The following is a 16,333-nucleotide window of genomic DNA, read 5'->3' as shown; positions in this document are numbered from 1 at the left end:
CGCGGTTGGTTACGCACGAGCACGCGGCCCCTGGCATGCACCTGGGCGCCGCGCCGAAGTCTGGAGTGCACGAAATGTCGCAGAAGACCTACAGCGCCAAGGCTGGGGACATCAAGCGCCAGTGGCACGTCATTGACGTGTCCGACAAGGTGCTTGGTCGCGCCGCCAGTCAGATCGCCACCCTCCTGAAGGGCAAGCACAAGCCGACGTACACCCCGTCCATCGACACGGGTGACCACGTCATCGTCATCAACGCCGAGAAGGTGAAGGTGACGGGTACGAAGGAGACGGACAAGCAGTACTACCGTCACCCGTACGCCGGTTTCCCGGGTGCCCTGAAGATCACCAACCTCCAGAAGCTGCGCCAGCGTCACCCTGAGGACATCATCCTCAACGCCGTGCGCCGCATGCTGCCCCGCAATGCCCTGGGCCGTCAGATGATGACGAAGCTCAAGGTGTATGCTGGTGACACCCATCCGCACACCGCGCAGAAGCCGGTGGCGTTCAAGGTCGAGGCGTAAGAACAACCATGGCGATCAATCCTGAACTCGGTTTCTACGCCACGGGCCGCCGCAAGGAGGCCACCGCTCGCGTCTGGGTGCGTCCTGGCAACGGCGCTGTCGTCATCAACGGCCGCGACATCAACGAGTACTTCGGCCGTGAGACGTCGAAGATGGTGCTCAACCAGCCGCTGGAGATCCTGGAGCAGAAGGGCAAGCTCGACGTCACGGTCAACGTGCGCGGCGGCGGCCTCTCTGGCCAGGCCGGTGCCATCCGTCACGGCATCGCGCGCGCGCTGTGCGCCTTCAACCCGGAGTTCCGTCCGGCGCTGAAGAAGGCCGGCTTCCTCACCCGCGACGCCCGCGCGGTCGAGCGCAAGAAGTACGGCCAGCCCGGCGCCCGTCGTCGGTTCCAGTTCTCCAAGCGCTAATCACGCTTGTCGGCCAGCTGTCCGGCCGTTCGTCGGCGGGGGTTTCCTTCGGGAAGCCTCCGCCGTCGTGCTTTGCGGGCAAGCGGGTGGGCGTCGCCCCGTCGCGGTGCGCGCGGGCGTTCTGCTACCATCCCGGCACCCTCATGGAACTCAACGAAATCCTGCAGATCGCCCTGCGCGGCGGAGCCTCCGACATCCACCTGAAGGCGGGCCTGCCGCCCATGTTCCGCGTGGATGGTTCGCTGGTGCCGCTCAAGGACGGCCGCCGCCTGCCCCCGGAAGAGGTGGCGCGCATGGCGTTCGGCATCATGAACGAGTTCCAGAAGGAGAAGTTCAAGGTCAGCAACGAGGTGGACCTGGCCTACGGCGTGCCGGGCCTGGGCCGCTTCCGCGTGAACGTCTTCCAGCAGCGCGGCACGGTGGGCGCCGTGCTCCGCGTCATCCCCTTCAAGGTGATGACGATGAAGGACCTGCTGTTGCCCACGGTGCTGGAGAAGGTGTGTGGCGAGGAGCGCGGCCTGGTGCTGGTGACGGGCACCACGGGCTCCGGCAAGTCCACGACGTTGGCGGCGATGATCGACTACATCAACTCCAACGAAACCAACCACATCATGACCATCGAGGACCCCATCGAGTTCCTCATCCGCGACAAGCGCTCCATCGTGAACCAGCGCGAAGTGGGTGTGGACACGATGAGCTTCTCGCAGGCCTTGAAGTCCGCGCTGCGCCAGGACCCGGACGTCATCCTGGTGGGCGAAATGCGCGACCACGAGACCATCGAAACGGCGCTCCACGCCGCGGAGACGGGCCACCTGGTGATGTCCACGCTGCACACGCTGGACGCCACGGAGACCATCAACCGCATCGTGTCCGCGTTCCCCCCGCACCAGCAGAAGCAGGTGCGCCTGCAGCTCTCCAGCGTGCTGCGCGGCGTGGTCAGCCAGCGCCTGGTGCCGCGCGCGGACGGCAAGGGCCGTGTGGCGGCGGTGGAGGTGCTGCGTGTCACCGCGCGCGTGCGCGAGCTGATTGAGGACAAGGACCGCACGAAGGAGATCCACGACGCCATCTCGCAGGGCACGGACTCCTACGGGATGCAGACGTTCGACCAGTCGCTGATGAGCCTGGTGCGCAACGGCCTGGTCACCTACGAAGAGGCCCACCGCCAGGCCAGCAACCCGGACGACTTCGCGCTGCGCTTCTCCGGCATCAGCGGCACGTCCGACTCGAAGTGGGACGCCTTCGACGCCCAGGCCGGCGAGGAGCGGCCCATCCCGGGCTCGCAGTCGTTCGCGCAGAAGGGCGCGCCCATCCAGGCGGCCCCGGTGGCGCCCACGCCCGCGCCGGTGCCCCAGGCCCCGCGTCCCGGAGCGCCCATGGCCGCCCGGCCCATGACTCCTCCGCCCGGTGTCGCGGCGCAGCGTCCCGCCACTCCGCCGCCCGGAGTCGTCCAGGGCCGGCCGCTGCCTCCGCAGGTGGCGGCCCGTCCGCCCACGCCCGCCCCGGTGGCCGCGCCTGCTCCGGCGGCCGGGGGCGACGACGACTTCCAGATCGAACGCTTCTAGGAATCCCTGCGCGAAGGGGGAGGGCGCCGCTCAGGCGTCGTCGTCCCCCAGCTGCGCGCGCAGCCGGGTGAGGCGCATGGGGCCGATGAGCCCCTGGTGCGCCAGCGTCTGGAGCAGCGACACGGTGGCGCGCACGCGCGCGTCCTGCGCCTCGTCGGACTCCTGGACGACCTCGTTGTCGAGCAGCGTCTCCAGGTGCTCCGGGTTGATGGACGTGGGGCCCTCCGCCCAGGCGATGTCGAACAGCGCCCGCGCCATGTGCTCGCGCGCCTTGCGGTCCGCGTCGTTGGGCGCGGCCTTGGCGAACGCGAGGAACAGCGCGTCCACGGACTCCTTGGACAGCGCGGCCAGGGCGGGCACCTCGCCCAGGGACTCCTTCACGTAGTCCGAGTCGAAGTTGTCCACCTCCTGCTCGTAGCCGAAGGCCTCCTCCAGCAGGATGGACGCGAGGAACGCGTCCGACTCTTCGTCGCTCGCGCCTTCTTCCTTCAGCGCCTCGCGCGCCTTCTGCGTCGCGGCGGACAGGGACTCGTCCTGCGTGAGCGCGCGGGCGGCGGCGTGCGCGGCCAGCAGCACCAGCGCGGCCTGGGCATCGGAGGACAGCGCGCGTCCGCTCACGCCCAGCAGCATGGCCTTCTGCTTGGGGTTGGCGTCCGCGGCGGCCACGAAGTGCTGCTCCTCCGGAGTCAGCGGTTCACCCGCCTTCTCCTTGCGGAGCGTTTCCCTGGCGGCGTCTGCGGTGAGGAAGCGGGCGAGGATGGGGTGCATGGCGAAGGCCTGTTACCACATGGTAGGGACTCCGCGATGGTTGACGAGCCCGAAGGCCCCGAGGCTGTCCAGCGCGCCACCGATGCCTGCCTTCGCCTGCTCAAGGCGCGCGGCCGCAGCCGTCATGAATTGACGCTCGCCCTGGAGCGCAAGGGCTACCCCGACTCCGTCCGCGGCGCGGTGCTCGCCCGCCTCTCGGAATGGGGCTACCTGGACGACGCGAAGTTCGCGCGTGAACGCGCCCAGGCCCTGCTGGGCAGGGGCAGGCTGGGCCCGCGCGCCGTGCTCCAACGGCTCCAGGCCCACGGGCTGGAGGGCACGGAGGCGCGGCGGGCGCTGTCGGAGGCCAAGGACGCGGTGGGCTTCGACGCGCTGGAGGCCGCCCGGCAGGTGCTGGAGCGCCGGCGCCTGGCCGGCCGCCCGCTGGACGCGAAGGAGCAGGCACGGGCAGGGCGGCTCCTGCTCAGCCGGGGGTTCGCGCCGGACATCGTGACCCGGCTGGTGGGAGAACCTTCGCTGGACCCCTCCGGGCAGGACGAATAGTTTGGGGGCGTGATGCGCTCCGTCGTCCTCGTCCTGTCCGCCCTGATGTTGTCCGCCTGTGCCGCCCTCTCCGCGGGGCCCGCGGGCGAGCCTGACTACGCCACCATGGCCGCGGAGAACCTGGCGCTGGGCGAGGCCGCGCTGGAGGACAAGGACTACTTCAAGGCGGAGAAGTACTTCGACCACGTCCGCACCAAGTTCCCCTACCTGGAAGCCGCCCGCGAGGCGGAGCTGAAGCTGGCGGACCTGGACTTCGCCCGGGAGATGTTCCCGGAGGCGCGCGAGAAGTTCGACTCCTTCATGCGACTGCACCCCACGCACCCCAAGGTGGACTACGCCGCCTACCGCGCGGCCCTCTCCTACGTGGAGGAGTTCCCCTCGGAGTTCTTCGCCCTGCCGCCTTCCTACGAGAAGGAGCAGAAGCCCATGTACGACGCGCTCCGGGCCATGAGCGTCTTCCTGCGCGAGTACCCGGATTCGCAGTACGTGAAGGAAGCCACGGCGCACCGGGATGACGCCCGCCAGCGCCTGGCTCGCCATGAGCTGTACGTCGCGTCCTTCTACGCGAAGCGCGAGCGCTGGAAGGCCGTGGCCCAGCGCCTGGAGGGGCTGCTCAAGGACTACCCGGGCACGCCGCTGGAGGAGGAGGCCCTCTTCGACCTCCACAACGCGTACGTGAAGCTCAACGACACGGAGCGCGCGCAGAACACGCTGCGGGAAGTCCTCAAGCGCCTGCCGGGCACGCCCGCCGCCCAGCGTGCCCAGAAGATGCTGGGCTCGTGAGGCGCTCGGAGGACTGGGGCCGGCTGGGAGGCATTGGCATCGCCGTGCTCGCCGCCGCCTGCGTCCTCCTGTTCCTGGGCTCGCGCCTGCTGGGCGCCGTGGCCGGGCCGGAAGCAGAGATCATCACCACGCTGAAGGAAGCCGAGCACGACGGTGTGTCCCTGCCCGTGCCCGGTGCCCAGGCTCCGCTCATCTCGCGGAAGCTCCAGTACGCCCGCATCTCCGTCTCGGTGGCGCCGGATGGCCAGCGCGCGGAGGCCTTCGCCACGCTGGACTTCGAGGGTGTGCTGGGCGCCACCACGGTCAGCACCGCGGGCGTGGAGGTGGTTCCCTTCACCCGCGCGTCCGGCCGGTGGAAGCCCGAATCCTCGGTAGCGCCCCGGCTGGTGGCGGCGGTGGCGGCGCTGGAGGCGCGGCGGCGGGCCCTGGCGGAGGGCCGGCCGGAGGCGCTGTCACGGCTGGCGGGCCCGGGAGGGGATGGCGGGGCAGGGCAGACGTGGGCGGAAGTGGCCCCCTTGAGCAAACGGCGGCTGACGGTCCAGGCGTGGTACGCACGATTGGAGCGGGACGAGGTGACGGTGACGGAGCACTTCCGGGTGGAGGGAGACCTTCCGGCCCGGCCGGTGGATACCCGGGGCGAGCGACCGCTTTTGCTCGTGCGCGAGGGCGATCAATTCTTGTTTTCGCCCGGGCTGATGTAGGCTTCCCGAGGAGGCAGGGGCCCGCGCGGGCCGAGTCATGGACGAAGCCCTCAAGCAACTACTGACCCTCGGGCGCGGCTCCTTCGAGAAGAAGCAGTACGCCCAGGCCGAGCAGTTCTTGACGAAGGTGGTCGAGCAGAATCCGACCTTCGCCGACGTCTACAACATGCTCGGCATCATCTACCACGACCAGGGCCAGTTCGCCCGGGCGCAGCGGGCCTTTGAGTCCGCGCTGCGGCTCAACCCCGCGTACACCGAGGCCGCGCTCAACCTGGCGGTCATCTACAACGACATGGGGAAGTACGCGGAGGCGAAGGAGGTCTACCAGGCCGCCTTGTCCCGCCAGAAGGGCGCCCCCGGCGAGCTGGACCCCTACGTCATGAAGAAGGTGGCCAACATGTACGCCGACATCGGCGACGTGTTCGCCTCCAGCGGTGTGTGGGCCAAGGCCATTGAAGAGTACCGCCGCGCGCTGGCCCACTTCCCGGAGTTCGTGGACATCCGGCTGAAGCTGGGCAACGCCCTCCGCGACGCCGGCGACAATGCGGCGGCCCTGGCGGAGTACGAACAGGTCATCGCGCAGAATCCGTCGTACATTCCTGGACGGATCAACTATGGAATCGCCCTGTACTCGGCGGGACGCCGTGACGAGGCGGTGAAGGTCTGGGAAGACGTGCTCGTGCGCAGCCCCGGCAACAAGAGCGCGCAGATGTACCTCAACCTGGTGAAGGACCCGGGGAAGGCGGAAGTGACGGGTTGAGCACCATGGCAACTTCCATCATCGAGGTCGCGGCACCGTGAGCACTCCTGGCGGTACGGCGAAGTCCTTTGCCCTCAAGTTCATCTCCGGGAAGTACCAGGGCGGTGAGTTCCCGCTGAAGGCCAACAAGCAGATCGTCGTCGGACGGTCGAGCGAGTTGGACATGGTGCTGGTGGAGGACATGGTCTCGCGCAAGCACGCGAAGATCCTGTTCTCCGACGGAGCCATCACCATCGAGGACCTGGGGTCCACCAACGGCACCTTCGTCAACGGCGAGAAGGTCAAGCAGGCCAAGCTGAAGGAGGGGGACCGCATCCTCATCGGGACCTCCATCCTCAAGCTCGTGCACCAGGGCGCGGAGAGCGCCCCGGTGGACGAGAGCGTCGTGAAGCAGAAGCTGGAGGAGGCCGCCGCCGCCCAGGCCGCGCGGACCACCAAGGCCAGCTCCATGACGGGGAAGATTGAAGAGATTCCCCTCCCGGACCTGCTCCAGCTCTTCCACACGTCCAAGAAGAACGGCGTGCTCGTGGTCAACAACGCCCACGAGGGCCGCATCTACCTGCGCCAGGGCCGCGTGTACTACGCGGTCATCGACGACAACCACAACCTGGGCCCGCAGAAGAGCTTCAACCGCATCGTCACCTGGGAAGAGGGTGACTTCGAGCTGCGCCCGGCGGACTCGCAGGAGTTCATGGTGGAGCTGGACTCCTCCACCGAAGCGCTCCTGATGGACGCCCTGCGGCAGCTGGACGAGTTCAAGCGCCTGCAGCCGAACCTGCCGCCCATGGCCACGGCGCTGCGCATCGCGCAGCCGCTGACGGCGCCCTTGAAGGAACTGACGCCGGAGCACCTGGACGTGCTGCAACTGATCCACAACCACGGCTCGCTGGGCGGCGTGCTGGACCATTCGGACGGCGACGACGTGCTCACCGCCGAGACGGTGGTGCAGCTCATGAAGCGCGACTACGTGCGCGCGGAGTAGGGCGGGAACACCATGGCGGGCAAGAAGCCGGTGGCGCCGAAGAAGCGCCTCACGGAGATGAGCCACTGCGCGGGCTGCGCGGCGAAGCTCAAGGCAGGGGACCTGGCCACGGTCCTGGGCGGGCTCAAGGGGGCGGCGTCCCACCCCCGGGCCCTGGTGGGCTTCAACACGAACGACGACGCCGCCGTGTACCAGGTGGCGCCGGGCATGGCCGTGGTGGAGACGGTGGACTTCTTTCCGCCGCTCGTGGACGACCCGTTCCAGTTCGGAGCCATCGCCGCGGCCAACGCGCTGTCGGACATCTGGGCCATGGGCGCGAAGCCGCTGTTCGCGCTCAACCTGGTGTGCTTCCCGGACGAACTGCCGCTCAAGACGCTGCAGAAGATCCTGGCGGGCGGCCAGTCCAAGGCGGACGAGGCGGGCATCCCCATCCTGGGCGGCCACAGCATCCGCGACCCGGAGCCCAAGTTCGGCATGGCCGTCACCGGCGTGGTGCACCCGAAGAAGGTGCTCACCAACGCGGGCGCGAAGCCGGGGGACGTGCTGCTGCTCACCAAGCCCGTGGGCACGGGCATCGCCACCACCGCCATCAAGCGGGGCCTCGCGTCCAAGGCGCTGATGAAGCGCGTGACGGCGCAGATGGCCACGCTCAACAAGGCGGCCGGTGAGGTGTTCGCGTCGGGCGCCTTCAAGGTGAACGCGCTCACGGACGTGACGGGCTTCGGCCTTTTGGGCCACCTGCTGGAGATGATGAACGGCGCGAAGACGCGCGCGGCGGTGGACCTGGAGCGCATCCCGCTCATCGCGGAGGTGCCCGCGCTGGCGGAGGCGGGCGTGATTCCAGGCGGCACGAAGACGAACCTCGCCCACGTGAAGAAGCAGGTGACGTTCCCGGAGGGGCTGCCGGAGCACATCCAGTGGCTGCTCGCGGATGCGCAGACCAACGGTGGCCTCCTGGCCAGCGTGCCCGCGCGCCACGCGCTCAAGGCCATCCAGGCGCTGGAGAAGGCGGGCGTGGACGCGGCCCTCATCGGCGAAGTGCAGGCGGGCCGCCCCGGCATCGACGTCATCGGCTGAAGCACACTCGCCCGGGAGCGGATTTCGCCTCCGGGCCGGGCCTCCGCTAACATCGCGGCGCGAATGTCGCCGCGCCGCTCCCCCCTCTGTCTCTTGATGCTCGCGTGCCTCCTGCCGGTCCTCGCCGGAGCAGGGGAGCGCGGCGCGCGCATCGTCATCGACCCGGGACATGGCGGGGCGAAGGAGGGCGCGAAGGGGCCCGGCGAGCTCTGGGAGAAGGAGGTCGCGCTCCAGATTGCCCAGCGCCTGCGCGAGAAGCTGGAGGCCGCGGGCAGCGAGGTGTTCCTCACTCGCGACCGCGACACGCTGATGGCGCTGTCGGAGCGGGTGGAGTTCTCCAACATCCAGCGGCCGGACCTCTTCCTCTCCATCCACGCCAACTCCATGCCCACGAAGCGGCTGCGCGAGCGCACCGAGGGCATCGAGACGTACTTCCTCTCCGCCAACGCCTCCGGTGAGGCGGCGCGCGCGGTGGCGGACCGAGAGAACGCGGAAGCACCCACGGCCCGTGCGGCGCGTGGGCACTCCACGCTGGCCTTCATCCTGGATGACCTGGCGCGCACGGAGGCGCACACGGATGCGTCCCGGCTGGCCTACGCCATCCACCCGCGCCTCGTTTCCAAGAGCGGTGCGGCGGACCGGGGTGTTCAGCAGGCGCCCTTCTTCGTGCTCACGGGCGTGGAGGCGCCAGCGGTGCTGATTGAAGTGGGCTTCATCTCCCACCCGCAGGAGGGCGCGCGGCTGGGGAAGGCCGCGTACCAGGAGACGCTGGCGGAGGCCATCGCGGACGGGGTGTTGGCCTTCCTGCGGGAGACGCGCCGGCGGGACTCCTCGCCCTCGCAACCGGTGGCTGGATCCACCGCGCCCTGATAAAGCGTGGGGGCTTCGCCTGTCCCTCCCTGTCAGGAGCCTTTCCTCGTGCGTTCGTTCAACCGTGGTGCGCTGGACCTCCGGCCTGTCACCCTCACGCCCAACGTCAACCGCTACGCGGAGGGCTCTGTCCAGGTGGAGTTCGGCCACACCAAGGTGCTCGTCACCTGCTCGGTGGAGGACCGCGTCCCGCCGCACCTGATGGGCAAGGGCAGCGGCTGGGTGACAGCCGAGTACGGCATGCTCCCGCGCGCCACGCACACTCGCGGCTCGCGCGAGGCCGCCAAGGGCAAGCAGTCCGGCCGCACCATGGAAATTCAGCGGCTCATCGGCCGCGCCCTGCGCGCGTCGGTGGACCTGCAGGCGCTGGGCGTGCGCACCTTCACGCTGGACTGTGACGTCATCCAGGCGGACGGCGGTACGCGCACCGCGTCCATCACCGGCGCGTACGTGGCGCTGGTGCTGGCCATGCGCTCGCTCAACAAGCCGGGCATCCTGAAGGGCCTCACCCCGCTGGCCGCGGTGTCCGTGGGCGTGGTGAACGGCGAAGTGCGTGTGGACCTGGACTACGACGAGGACTCCACCGCGGAGGTGGACCTGAACCTCGTGGCCACGGGCGACGGCCGCATCGTGGAGGTGCAGGGCACCGCCGAGCACAAGCTCTTCGACCGCAAGTCGATGGACGCGATGCTGGACGGGGGGCTGGCCGCCATCCAGCAGCTCGCCGCCGCGCAGGCGAAGGTGCTGGGATGAAGCCCCGGCTGCTCTTCGCCACCGGCAACGCCGGCAAGCTGCGCGAGCTGCGCGCGCTCGTGGGCGACGCGGTGGAGGTGGTGTCCCTCAAGGACCTGCCCCCCGTGCCCGAGCCGGTGGAGGACGGCGCCACCTTCGAGGAGAACGCGGTGAAGAAGGCCCGCGAGTACTCGGAGGCCACCGGGCTGCCCGCGCTGGCGGACGACTCCGGGCTGTGCGTGGACGCGCTGGACGGGCGGCCCGGCGTGCTTTCCGCCCGCTACGCGCCGGGGGACGACAAGGCCCGGTACGAGAAGCTGCTCGTGGACCTGTCGGACGTGCCGGATGAAAAGCGCACCGCCTCCTTCCGCTGCGCCCTGGCGCTGGTGACGGGGAAGGGGGACGCCCCGCGGGTGGAGGTGGGCCGCTGCGAGGGTGTCATCCTGCGGGCGCCGAAGGGCACGAACGGCTTCGGCTACGACCCCGTGTTCCAGGTGGAGGGGGAGGGTGGGCGCTCCATGGCGGAGCTGGCTCCGGAGGAGAAGTCGCGGGTGTCGCACCGGGCCCGGGCCTTCCAGTTGATGCGGCGCCATCTGTTGGCGCTCTGACCGGCCGGGCGGGCGTCAGGAACAGCAAGCTTGCGCGTCCGTCCGCGTTAGGCGAAGAATGCAGCACTTCTCGGGGCGTAGCGCAGCCTGGTAGCGCACCTGCCTTGGGCGCAGGGGGTCGGAGGTTCGAATCCTCTCGCCCCGACTTGAAGTGCCGTGGGTATCAGCAGCGTTGTTGTCGACCAGCTCCAGTAGCTCAGCTGGATAGAGCACCGACCTTCTAAGTCGGGGGTCGCAGGTTCGAGCCCTGCCTGGGGCGCAAATCTGCTGGCAGTTGGTTTTGGGCCTTGAACAGCCCCGGTTTCCACGGTAGGAGACCGCCGCCTTTAAAGCCGTGATGTGTGAAGTGACGGCGAATGTAGCTCAATTGGTTAGAGCGCCGGACTGTGACTCCGGAGGTTGCCGGTTCGATCCCGGTCATTCGCCCTTCTTCTCTCGCTTCGCCCGCGCCTATAGCTCAACTGGATAGAGCATCGGCCTTCGAAGCCGAGGGTTGGGGGTTCAAGTCCCTCTGGGCGCAACTCCCTTTCCCAGCTCCCTCGTGGCCTGAAAGCGAAACGCCCGCGCCCCTCTTCCGGGACGCGGGCGTTGTTCATTTCGCGGTCACGCGGGAGTTCAGGCCTCCGGGTTCGTCCCGGCGCGGTCCTTGGCGGACGGCACCTGGCAGCGCAGCTCCGTCTCCGCCTCCAGCGCGGTGAGGTTCTCGCGCATGGCCTTCGCCCACTTGGCCCGGGGCTGCTCCATCAGCTTCTCGTGCGCCAGGTCGATGGTCTCGCTCAGCTCGTCGTCGGACAGCGCGGACGCCGTCTTGCCCTTGTAGGGGCCGAACGCCACCACCACCGCGCTCGCCTTCGGACGCTCGGGCGTCTGGGCCACGGGCACCGCCGCCACCGTCTTGGCCGGCGCCAACGGCACGTCCACGTCCAGCCGGGGCTCTTCCTTCTCCGGCGCACGCGCCGCCTTGGCGGCCTCCGCGGGGGCCGGGGCCAGGGTGGGGAAGGACGCCTTCACCGGGCCCGGCTTCGAGCCCAGCACCTCATAGGAACCGGAGGCGGGCGCGGGCTCGTCGTGCGCGTCGTACTCCTCGGCCGGCATCTCCTCGCGCACGTACAGTCCGCCGAAGGCCTCCGGGTACGCCTTGCGCAGCGCCGCCACGCGCGCGCACTTCTCGATCATCGTCGTGGGAATCTTGGCCCACAGCGGCGTCTGCTGGACGTAGCCGGAGAAGTCCAGCCACACGACGACCGGCAGCTTCCCCTCGCGCACCACGCGCGACCAGGCACCCACCAGGGCGCCCTTGCGCTTGGCCGGGTTGAAGCGGTGCACCACCTCGCCCTTGCCCTGGTCCACGACGATTTCGTCCTCGGCGAACACCGCGCTCGCCTGGATGCCCTTGAAGTCCGGAAAGCGCTCCGCCCGGGCGAGCATGCCCGCCTCGGAGGGCTGGAACTCGTACTTCGTCACCCAGTTGGGCCGCTCGCGGTTGCCCACGTTCTGGCGGCGCGCCACGCAGAACGCTTCCTTGAGGAGCGGATCCAACCCGCTGCGCTTGCACTGCTCGATGAAGAGGGCGAACTCGTCCTCGCTGATTCCCCGCGGGCAGATGGTCCGCTTCACCAGGTCCACCCGCTCCCGGTTCCAGGCCGCGCCCTGCGGCGACGTCGTTCCTTCCGCCTTCACATTCGCATCCATCACTGTGTCTCCAGCACCGCTCGAAAAGGCGGACGACCCTCGCCCGCCCACATGGTTGCCGCGGGAACACGGCGCACGACCGGCGAGGCAGGGGCCCGGAGGGGACCCTGCTACAGGCCTGCAGCGCGAATCGCGGCGTGGATCAACATGCGAGCCGGGCCGCCCCTTCGCATCGCTTCCCGGACGCGGGGACGGACGGCCGCACGCCAGGCATCCGGTTCCAACGCGGAGAATGAAAGGGGGGTGCAAAAACGTTTTGACAGGGCGGGCGGCGACCGGTATTCACCGCGCCACCTCGGACGTCGCGCAGCCAACGCGGCCGAACGCAAAGCCGGGAGCGTAGCTCAATTGGCAGAGCAATGGACTCTTAATCCATAGGTTGTGGGTTCGATTCCCTCCGCTCTCACTCGCAGGGCCCCTTCTGGAAACGGAAGGGGCCCTGTGTCTTTTCCGGCACTCCCTCACCGGGAAGCGCGCGCCGGAAAGGCCCTGTCCCCCACGGACGTTTCGCGGTAGGACGGTCGCACGACGCGTCGGGCGGGTGGCGAAACTGGTAGACGCGCCAGACTTAGGATCTGGTACCGCAAGGTGTGAGGGTTCGAGTCCCTCCTCGCCCATTTCGCGTTGACCCGTTCGTGCCTATCCCCTAAAGCCGCACGTCCCACTTTCCGGTTGCCGCCCCGGGACGTACAGCCCGTGGAGGCGGCGAGCGAGGCCCGCATGAAGGTCCAGGTCGAAGAGCTCTCTCCCATCGAGAAGAAGCTCTCCATCGAGGTCGACTCCGCCCGCGTCGTTGAGGAGCTCAACCGCGCGTACACCGCGCTCAGCGGCCAGGTGAAGATGCCCGGCTTCCGTCAGGGCAAGGTTCCCCGCCGCATCCTCGAGCAGAAGTACCGCGAGCAGGTGGAGGACGACGTCATCCAGCGCGTCGTGCAGCGCGCCTACCTGGACGCCGTGCGCGAGCACAAGGTGGAGGCCGTGGCCTCCCCCCAGGTCACCAACTCCGGCCTCAAGCCCGGCGCCCCCTTCAGCTTCGAGGCCCGCGTCGAGGTGAAGCCGAAGGTGGAGGCCAAGGACTTCGAGGGCCTGTCCCTGACGAAGGTGGACACCGCCGTCGCGGACGACGCGGTGAACCAGCAGATTGAGAACATGCGCCAGAACCTGGGCCGCATCGAGCCCGTCACCGACCGCGACACCGCGGCCCAGGGCGACCAGGTCACCATCGACTTCGAGGCGAAGGTGGACGGCAACGCGTTCCCCGGCAGCAAGGCGGACGGCATTGGCGTGCGCGTGGAGGACGGCGACCTCATCCAGGGCAACATCCCGCAGCTGGCGGGCGTGAAGGTCGGCGAGTCCAAGGACGTGGAGTACACCTTCTCCCAGGACTACCAGGCCGAAGAGGTCCGCGGGAAGACGGCCGTCTTCCACATCACCGTCAAGGAGCTGAAGAAGGCGGTGGTGCCGGAGCTCAACGACGACTTCGCCAAGCAGACGGGCGTCGCGCAGACGGCGGACGAGCTGCGCGCCAAGGTTCGCTCGGACCTGGAGAAGGCCAAGAAGAACCAGGCCACCGTGGACGAGCGCGACGGGCTCATCAAGGCGCTCCTGGAGAAGAACCCGTTCGACGTGCCCCGCGCCATGGTGGAGCGCGCCATCGACTCCATGATGGAGGGCGCCTTCCGCCAGATGCAGCGCCAGGGCATCGACCCGCGCCAGCTGGGCCTGGACTTCAACCGCCTGCGCGACGAGATGCGGGAGAAGGCCACCCTGGAGGTGAAGGGCACGCTGCTCTTCGAGGCCATTGCCCAGCAGCAGAACATCCAGGCGTCCGACGAGGACGTGGAGAAGCGCATCGAGGACCTGGCCATCGAGGCCAACCAGCCGGTCGCCCAGGTGAAGAAGTACTTCAAGGGCCCGGACGAGCGCCTTGGGTTGTCTCTGCGACTCCGTGAGGAAAAGACGATTGAATTCCTCAAGGGCCGGGCGAAGTATTCTTGAGGTCTTTTCCTCAAGCCTTCTGAGTTCCTTCTAGAGGTCCATCCGACATGCCCTTCATGCCCGTCCCCTACGTCATCGAGCAGACCCACCGGGGTGAGCGCTCGTACGACATCTACAGCCGGCTCCTGAAGGACCGCATCGTCATGCTGGGAACGGAGATCGACGATGACGTGGCCAACGCCATCGTCGCCCAGCTCCTGTTCCTGGAGTCCGAGGACCCGGACAAGGACATCAACCTCTACATCAACTCGCCCGGTGGCTCGGTGACGGCCGGTTTGGCCATCTACGACACGATGCAGTACGTCAAGGCGCCCGTCTCCACCATCTGCGTGGGGCAGGCGGCCTCCATGGGCGCCGTGCTGCTGCTCGCCGGCGCGAAGGGCAAGCGCTACTCGCTGCCCTCCAGCCGCATCATGATCCACCAGCCGCTGGGCGGCGCGCGCGGCCAGGCGACGGACATCGAAATCCAGGCCCGTGAAATCCTTCGCATGAAGGCCAAGCTCAACGAGCTCATCGTCAAGCACACCGGCCAGACGATCGAGCGCGTGGAGAAGGACACGGACCGCGACTACTTCATGGGCGCCACGGAGGCGAAGGCGTACGGCATCATCGACTCCATCCAGGACCCCCGGAAGGTCGTCGGGGTGAAGCCGGAAGAGAAGAAGTAGACACACTGACATCCGAACGGACCGGGGCGTCAGGCACCCGGTCGGCGGCCGGGGGTGCTGGGAATCTTCTCCCACGCCTCCGGCCTTCGCGTTTCTCCCGTCACCGCTATTTTCCCCTTGTTAAGTACCCGGAAGGTGCGTGGACGTTCCGGATGGGGGCTGACTAGATTGGTGGGGGCAGGGGACCGGACGCGAAGCGGGTTGGGGCCTTTCAGGCGCAGCGAGGGATTTCATGGCGGGTAAGAACGTGGAGAAGCGAGACAACCAGACCCTCTGCTGCTCCTTCTGCGGAAAGTCGCAGAAGGAGGTGAAGAAGCTCATCGCGGGCCCGACGGTCTACATCTGCGACGAGTGCATCGGGCTGTGCAACGACATCATCGCGGAGGAGATCGACCGCGAGGAGACCAAGGACACCAAGCTGCGCATCCCCCGGCCCTCTGAAATCAAGGCCGTGCTGGACGAGTACGTGGTGGGCCAGGAGCGCGCGAAGAAGACGCTCTCCGTGGCGGTGCACAACCACTACAAGCGCATCGAGTCCAAGGTCGCCATGGACGATGTGGAGCTGCAGAAGAGCAACATCCTGCTGCTCGGCCCCACGGGCTCCGGCAAGACGCTGCTCGCGCAGACCCTGGCGCGCATCCTCAACGTCCCCTTCACCATCGCGGACGCCACGTGCCTCACGGAGGCCGGCTACGTCGGTGAGGACGTGGAGAACATCATCGTCAACCTGCTCCAGGCCGCGGACCACGACATCGAGCGTGCGCAGCGGGGCATCGTCTACATCGACGAAATCGACAAGATCGCCCGCAAGTCGGAGAACCCCTCCATCACCCGCGACGTGAGCGGCGAGGGCGTGCAGCAGGCGCTCCTCAAAATCATCGAAGGCACGGTGGCCAACGTCCCGCCCAAGGGTGGCCGCAAGCACCCGCAGCAGGAGTTCCTGCAGGTGGACACCACCAACATCCTCTTCATCTGCGGCGGCGCGTTCGGCGGCCTGGAGCAGGTGATTGAGCGGCGCCTGGGCGGGCGCAGCCTGGGCTTTGGCGCGGAGATCCAGTCGCGCAAGCAGCGCAACTTGAGCGAGCTGCTCAAGCACGTGGAGCCGGAGGACCTGCTCAAGTTCGGCATGATTCCGGAGTTCATCGGCCGTCTGCCCATCATCACCGCGCTGGAGGAGCTGGACGAAGGCGCGCTCGTGAACATCCTGGGCGAGCCCAAGAACGCGCTCACCAAGCAGTACCGCAAGCTCTTCGAGCTGGACGGCGTGTCGCTGAAGTTCACCGACGGGGCCTTGAAGGCCATCGCGTCGGAGGCCATCCGCCGCAAGGCGGGCGCTCGCGGCCTGCGCTCCATCCTGGAGACGGCCATGCTGGACGTGATGTACGAAATCCCGTCCCGCAAGACGGCCCGCGAGGTGCTCATCTCCGAGGAGGTCATCCTCAAGAAGAGCGAGCCCGTCGTCCTGCACTCGCAGGACAACAAGGAGACACCCGAGCCGAAGAAGGAATCGGCCTAGAGCGAACTCATCCTCTAGGGGCTCGCAAGAGCCTGACGGGGATGACGGGGCGCGTCACGGTCATTGGACCGGGGCGCGCCCTTCGTCTTTCCAAGGGGGCCTTCCGGGCGTGGGGGCGGGCCACGCTTTTTTGCGGGCCGGG

17 protein-coding genes and 6 tRNA genes are annotated in these 16,333 nt (G+C 68.2%); 21 read left to right on the top strand and 2 right to left on the bottom strand.

Annotation, left to right across the window (positions count from 1 at the left end):
- Positions 1 to 74 precede the first annotated feature (74 nt).
- From rplM to D7X30_RS21930, 3 genes are all read left to right on the top strand, one after another.
- The gene (rplM, locus tag D7X30_RS21940) at positions 75 to 521 is read left to right on the top strand and encodes a 50S ribosomal protein L13 (protein ID WP_043321175.1); all 447 of its coding nucleotides are present in this window, start codon (positions 75 to 77) and stop codon (positions 519 to 521) included.
- 8 nt (positions 522 to 529) lie between these two features.
- The gene (gene rpsI, locus D7X30_RS21935) at positions 530 to 931 is read left to right on the top strand and encodes a 30S ribosomal protein S9 (protein ID WP_120526842.1); all 402 of its coding nucleotides are present in this window, start codon (positions 530 to 532) and stop codon (positions 929 to 931) included.
- A 143-nt stretch (positions 932 to 1,074) separates the two neighbouring features.
- Complete coding sequence (locus D7X30_RS21930) at positions 1,075 to 2,493, top strand: type IV pilus twitching motility protein PilT (RefSeq protein WP_120565000.1); 1,419 nt, start codon at positions 1,075 to 1,077, stop codon at positions 2,491 to 2,493.
- Positions 2,494 to 2,523: 30 nt separating this feature from the next.
- Here the strand turns inward: D7X30_RS21930 and D7X30_RS21925 are convergent, their stop codons facing one another.
- Positions 2,524 to 3,261: a hypothetical protein gene (locus D7X30_RS21925; RefSeq protein ID WP_120564899.1), complete on the bottom strand. Its 738-nt coding sequence runs from the start codon at positions 3,259 to 3,261 to the stop codon at positions 2,524 to 2,526.
- 36 nt (positions 3,262 to 3,297) lie between these two features.
- On the opposite strand from D7X30_RS21925, the gene D7X30_RS21920 reads away from it, so the two are divergent.
- The 13 genes from D7X30_RS21920 to D7X30_RS21860 all read left to right on the top strand — a co-directional run bounded on the left by D7X30_RS21920 (position 3,298) and on the right by D7X30_RS21860 (position 10,837).
- A complete protein-coding gene (locus tag D7X30_RS21920; protein WP_120564898.1) occupies positions 3,298 to 3,804 on the top strand; it encodes a regulatory protein RecX in 507 nt (168 codons plus the stop codon).
- Positions 3,805 to 3,816: 12 nt separating this feature from the next.
- Positions 3,817 to 4,587 carry an outer membrane protein assembly factor BamD gene (locus D7X30_RS21915; protein WP_120564897.1) on the top strand — a complete coding sequence of 257 codons (771 nt, stop codon included), beginning with the start codon at positions 3,817 to 3,819 and terminating at the stop codon, positions 4,585 to 4,587.
- A complete protein-coding gene (locus D7X30_RS21910) occupies positions 4,584 to 5,288 on the top strand; it encodes a hypothetical protein (RefSeq protein ID WP_120564896.1) in 705 nt (234 codons plus the stop codon). Before D7X30_RS21915 ends, D7X30_RS21910 begins: the two co-directional genes overlap by 4 nt.
- A 37-nt stretch (positions 5,289 to 5,325) precedes the next feature.
- Positions 5,326 to 6,048: a lipopolysaccharide assembly protein LapB gene (locus D7X30_RS21905; protein WP_014394857.1), complete on the top strand. Its 723-nt coding sequence runs from the start codon at positions 5,326 to 5,328 to the stop codon at positions 6,046 to 6,048.
- Between the two features lie 37 nt (positions 6,049 to 6,085).
- Positions 6,086 to 7,030: a DUF4388 domain-containing protein gene (locus D7X30_RS21900; RefSeq protein WP_120564895.1), complete on the top strand. Its 945-nt coding sequence runs from the start codon at positions 6,086 to 6,088 to the stop codon at positions 7,028 to 7,030.
- Between the two features lie 12 nt (positions 7,031 to 7,042).
- Complete coding sequence (gene selD, locus D7X30_RS21895) at positions 7,043 to 8,107, top strand: selenide, water dikinase SelD (RefSeq protein ID WP_120564894.1); 1,065 nt, start codon at positions 7,043 to 7,045, stop codon at positions 8,105 to 8,107.
- 63 nt (positions 8,108 to 8,170) lie between these two features.
- A complete protein-coding gene (locus tag D7X30_RS21890) occupies positions 8,171 to 8,977 on the top strand; it encodes an N-acetylmuramoyl-L-alanine amidase (protein WP_120564893.1) in 807 nt (268 codons plus the stop codon).
- Positions 8,978 to 9,025: 48 nt separating this feature from the next.
- Positions 9,026 to 9,730, top strand: a complete 705-nt coding sequence (rph, locus tag D7X30_RS21885) for a ribonuclease PH (protein WP_014394861.1) — start codon at positions 9,026 to 9,028, stop codon at positions 9,728 to 9,730.
- Positions 9,727 to 10,317 (top strand): RdgB/HAM1 family non-canonical purine NTP pyrophosphatase, encoded by a 591-nt coding sequence (gene rdgB, locus D7X30_RS21880; RefSeq protein ID WP_120564892.1) that lies wholly within the window; start codon positions 9,727 to 9,729, stop codon positions 10,315 to 10,317. The genes rph and rdgB overlap by 4 nt, the downstream gene beginning before the upstream one ends.
- Positions 10,318 to 10,388: 71 nt before the next feature.
- Positions 10,389 to 10,462, top strand: a tRNA-Pro gene (locus D7X30_RS21875).
- A 40-nt stretch (positions 10,463 to 10,502) separates the two neighbouring features.
- Positions 10,503 to 10,576: transfer RNA gene (locus tag D7X30_RS21870), tRNA-Arg, on the top strand.
- Positions 10,577 to 10,669: 93 nt separating this feature from the next.
- Positions 10,670 to 10,743, top strand: a tRNA-His gene (locus D7X30_RS21865).
- A gap of 20 nt (positions 10,744 to 10,763) precedes the next feature.
- Positions 10,764 to 10,837: transfer RNA gene (locus D7X30_RS21860), tRNA-Arg, on the top strand.
- 95 nt (positions 10,838 to 10,932) lie between these two features.
- On the opposite strand, the gene bet is transcribed toward D7X30_RS21860, so the two are convergent.
- Positions 10,933 to 12,009, bottom strand: a complete 1,077-nt coding sequence (bet, locus tag D7X30_RS21855) for a phage recombination protein Bet (protein WP_120564891.1) — start codon at positions 12,007 to 12,009, stop codon at positions 10,933 to 10,935.
- A gap of 333 nt (positions 12,010 to 12,342) precedes the next feature.
- On the opposite strand from bet, the gene D7X30_RS21850 reads away from it, so the two are divergent.
- The 5 genes from D7X30_RS21850 (at position 12,343) to clpX (ending at position 16,191) form a co-directional block, all read left to right on the top strand.
- A tRNA-Lys gene (locus tag D7X30_RS21850) sits at positions 12,343 to 12,415 on the top strand.
- A 129-nt stretch (positions 12,416 to 12,544) separates the two neighbouring features.
- Positions 12,545 to 12,626, top strand: a tRNA-Leu gene (locus tag D7X30_RS21845).
- 103 nt (positions 12,627 to 12,729) lie between these two features.
- Complete coding sequence (gene tig, locus D7X30_RS21840) at positions 12,730 to 14,007, top strand: trigger factor (RefSeq protein ID WP_120564890.1); 1,278 nt, start codon at positions 12,730 to 12,732, stop codon at positions 14,005 to 14,007.
- Positions 14,008 to 14,054: 47 nt separating this feature from the next.
- Positions 14,055 to 14,675, top strand: coding sequence for an ATP-dependent Clp endopeptidase proteolytic subunit ClpP (gene clpP, locus D7X30_RS21835; protein WP_120549147.1), 621 nt, complete (start codon positions 14,055 to 14,057; stop codon positions 14,673 to 14,675).
- A 232-nt stretch (positions 14,676 to 14,907) separates the two neighbouring features.
- Positions 14,908 to 16,191, top strand: a complete 1,284-nt coding sequence (gene clpX / locus D7X30_RS21830; RefSeq protein ID WP_014394869.1) for an ATP-dependent Clp protease ATP-binding subunit ClpX — start codon at positions 14,908 to 14,910, stop codon at positions 16,189 to 16,191.
- Positions 16,192 to 16,333 lie beyond the last annotated feature (142 nt).

Origin of the sequence: Corallococcus sp. AB011P, from assembly GCF_003611605.1 — a bacterium.
Lineage (GTDB): Bacteria > Myxococcota > Myxococcia > Myxococcales > Myxococcaceae > Corallococcus > Corallococcus coralloides.
This window is presented reverse-complemented; position numbering and strand designations above follow the sequence as displayed.

Coding starts and splice junctions, on each gene's coding strand:
- rdgB (WP_120564892.1), top strand. CDS start 9,727: ATGAAGCCCCGGCTGCTCTTCGCCACCGGCAACGCCGGCAAGCTGCGC.
- clpP (WP_120549147.1), top strand. CDS start 14,055: ATGCCCTTCATGCCCGTCCCCTACGTCATCGAGCAGACCCACCGGGGT.
- D7X30_RS21890 (WP_120564893.1), top strand. CDS start 8,171: ATGTCGCCGCGCCGCTCCCCCCTCTGTCTCTTGATGCTCGCGTGCCTC.
- clpX (WP_014394869.1), top strand. CDS start 14,908: ATGGCGGGTAAGAACGTGGAGAAGCGAGACAACCAGACCCTCTGCTGC.
- D7X30_RS21925 (WP_120564899.1), bottom strand. CDS start 3,261: ATGCACCCCATCCTCGCCCGCTTCCTCACCGCAGACGCCGCCAGGGAA.
- rpsI (WP_120526842.1), top strand. CDS start 530: ATGGCGATCAATCCTGAACTCGGTTTCTACGCCACGGGCCGCCGCAAG.
- D7X30_RS21930 (WP_120565000.1), top strand. CDS start 1,075: ATGGAACTCAACGAAATCCTGCAGATCGCCCTGCGCGGCGGAGCCTCC.
- D7X30_RS21920 (WP_120564898.1), top strand. CDS start 3,298: ATGGTTGACGAGCCCGAAGGCCCCGAGGCTGTCCAGCGCGCCACCGAT.
- tig (WP_120564890.1), top strand. CDS start 12,730: ATGAAGGTCCAGGTCGAAGAGCTCTCTCCCATCGAGAAGAAGCTCTCC.
- D7X30_RS21905 (WP_014394857.1), top strand. CDS start 5,326: ATGGACGAAGCCCTCAAGCAACTACTGACCCTCGGGCGCGGCTCCTTC.
- D7X30_RS21915 (WP_120564897.1), top strand. CDS start 3,817: ATGCGCTCCGTCGTCCTCGTCCTGTCCGCCCTGATGTTGTCCGCCTGT.
- selD (WP_120564894.1), top strand. CDS start 7,043: ATGGCGGGCAAGAAGCCGGTGGCGCCGAAGAAGCGCCTCACGGAGATG.
- bet (WP_120564891.1), bottom strand. CDS start 12,009: ATGGATGCGAATGTGAAGGCGGAAGGAACGACGTCGCCGCAGGGCGCG.
- rplM (WP_043321175.1), top strand. CDS start 75: ATGTCGCAGAAGACCTACAGCGCCAAGGCTGGGGACATCAAGCGCCAG.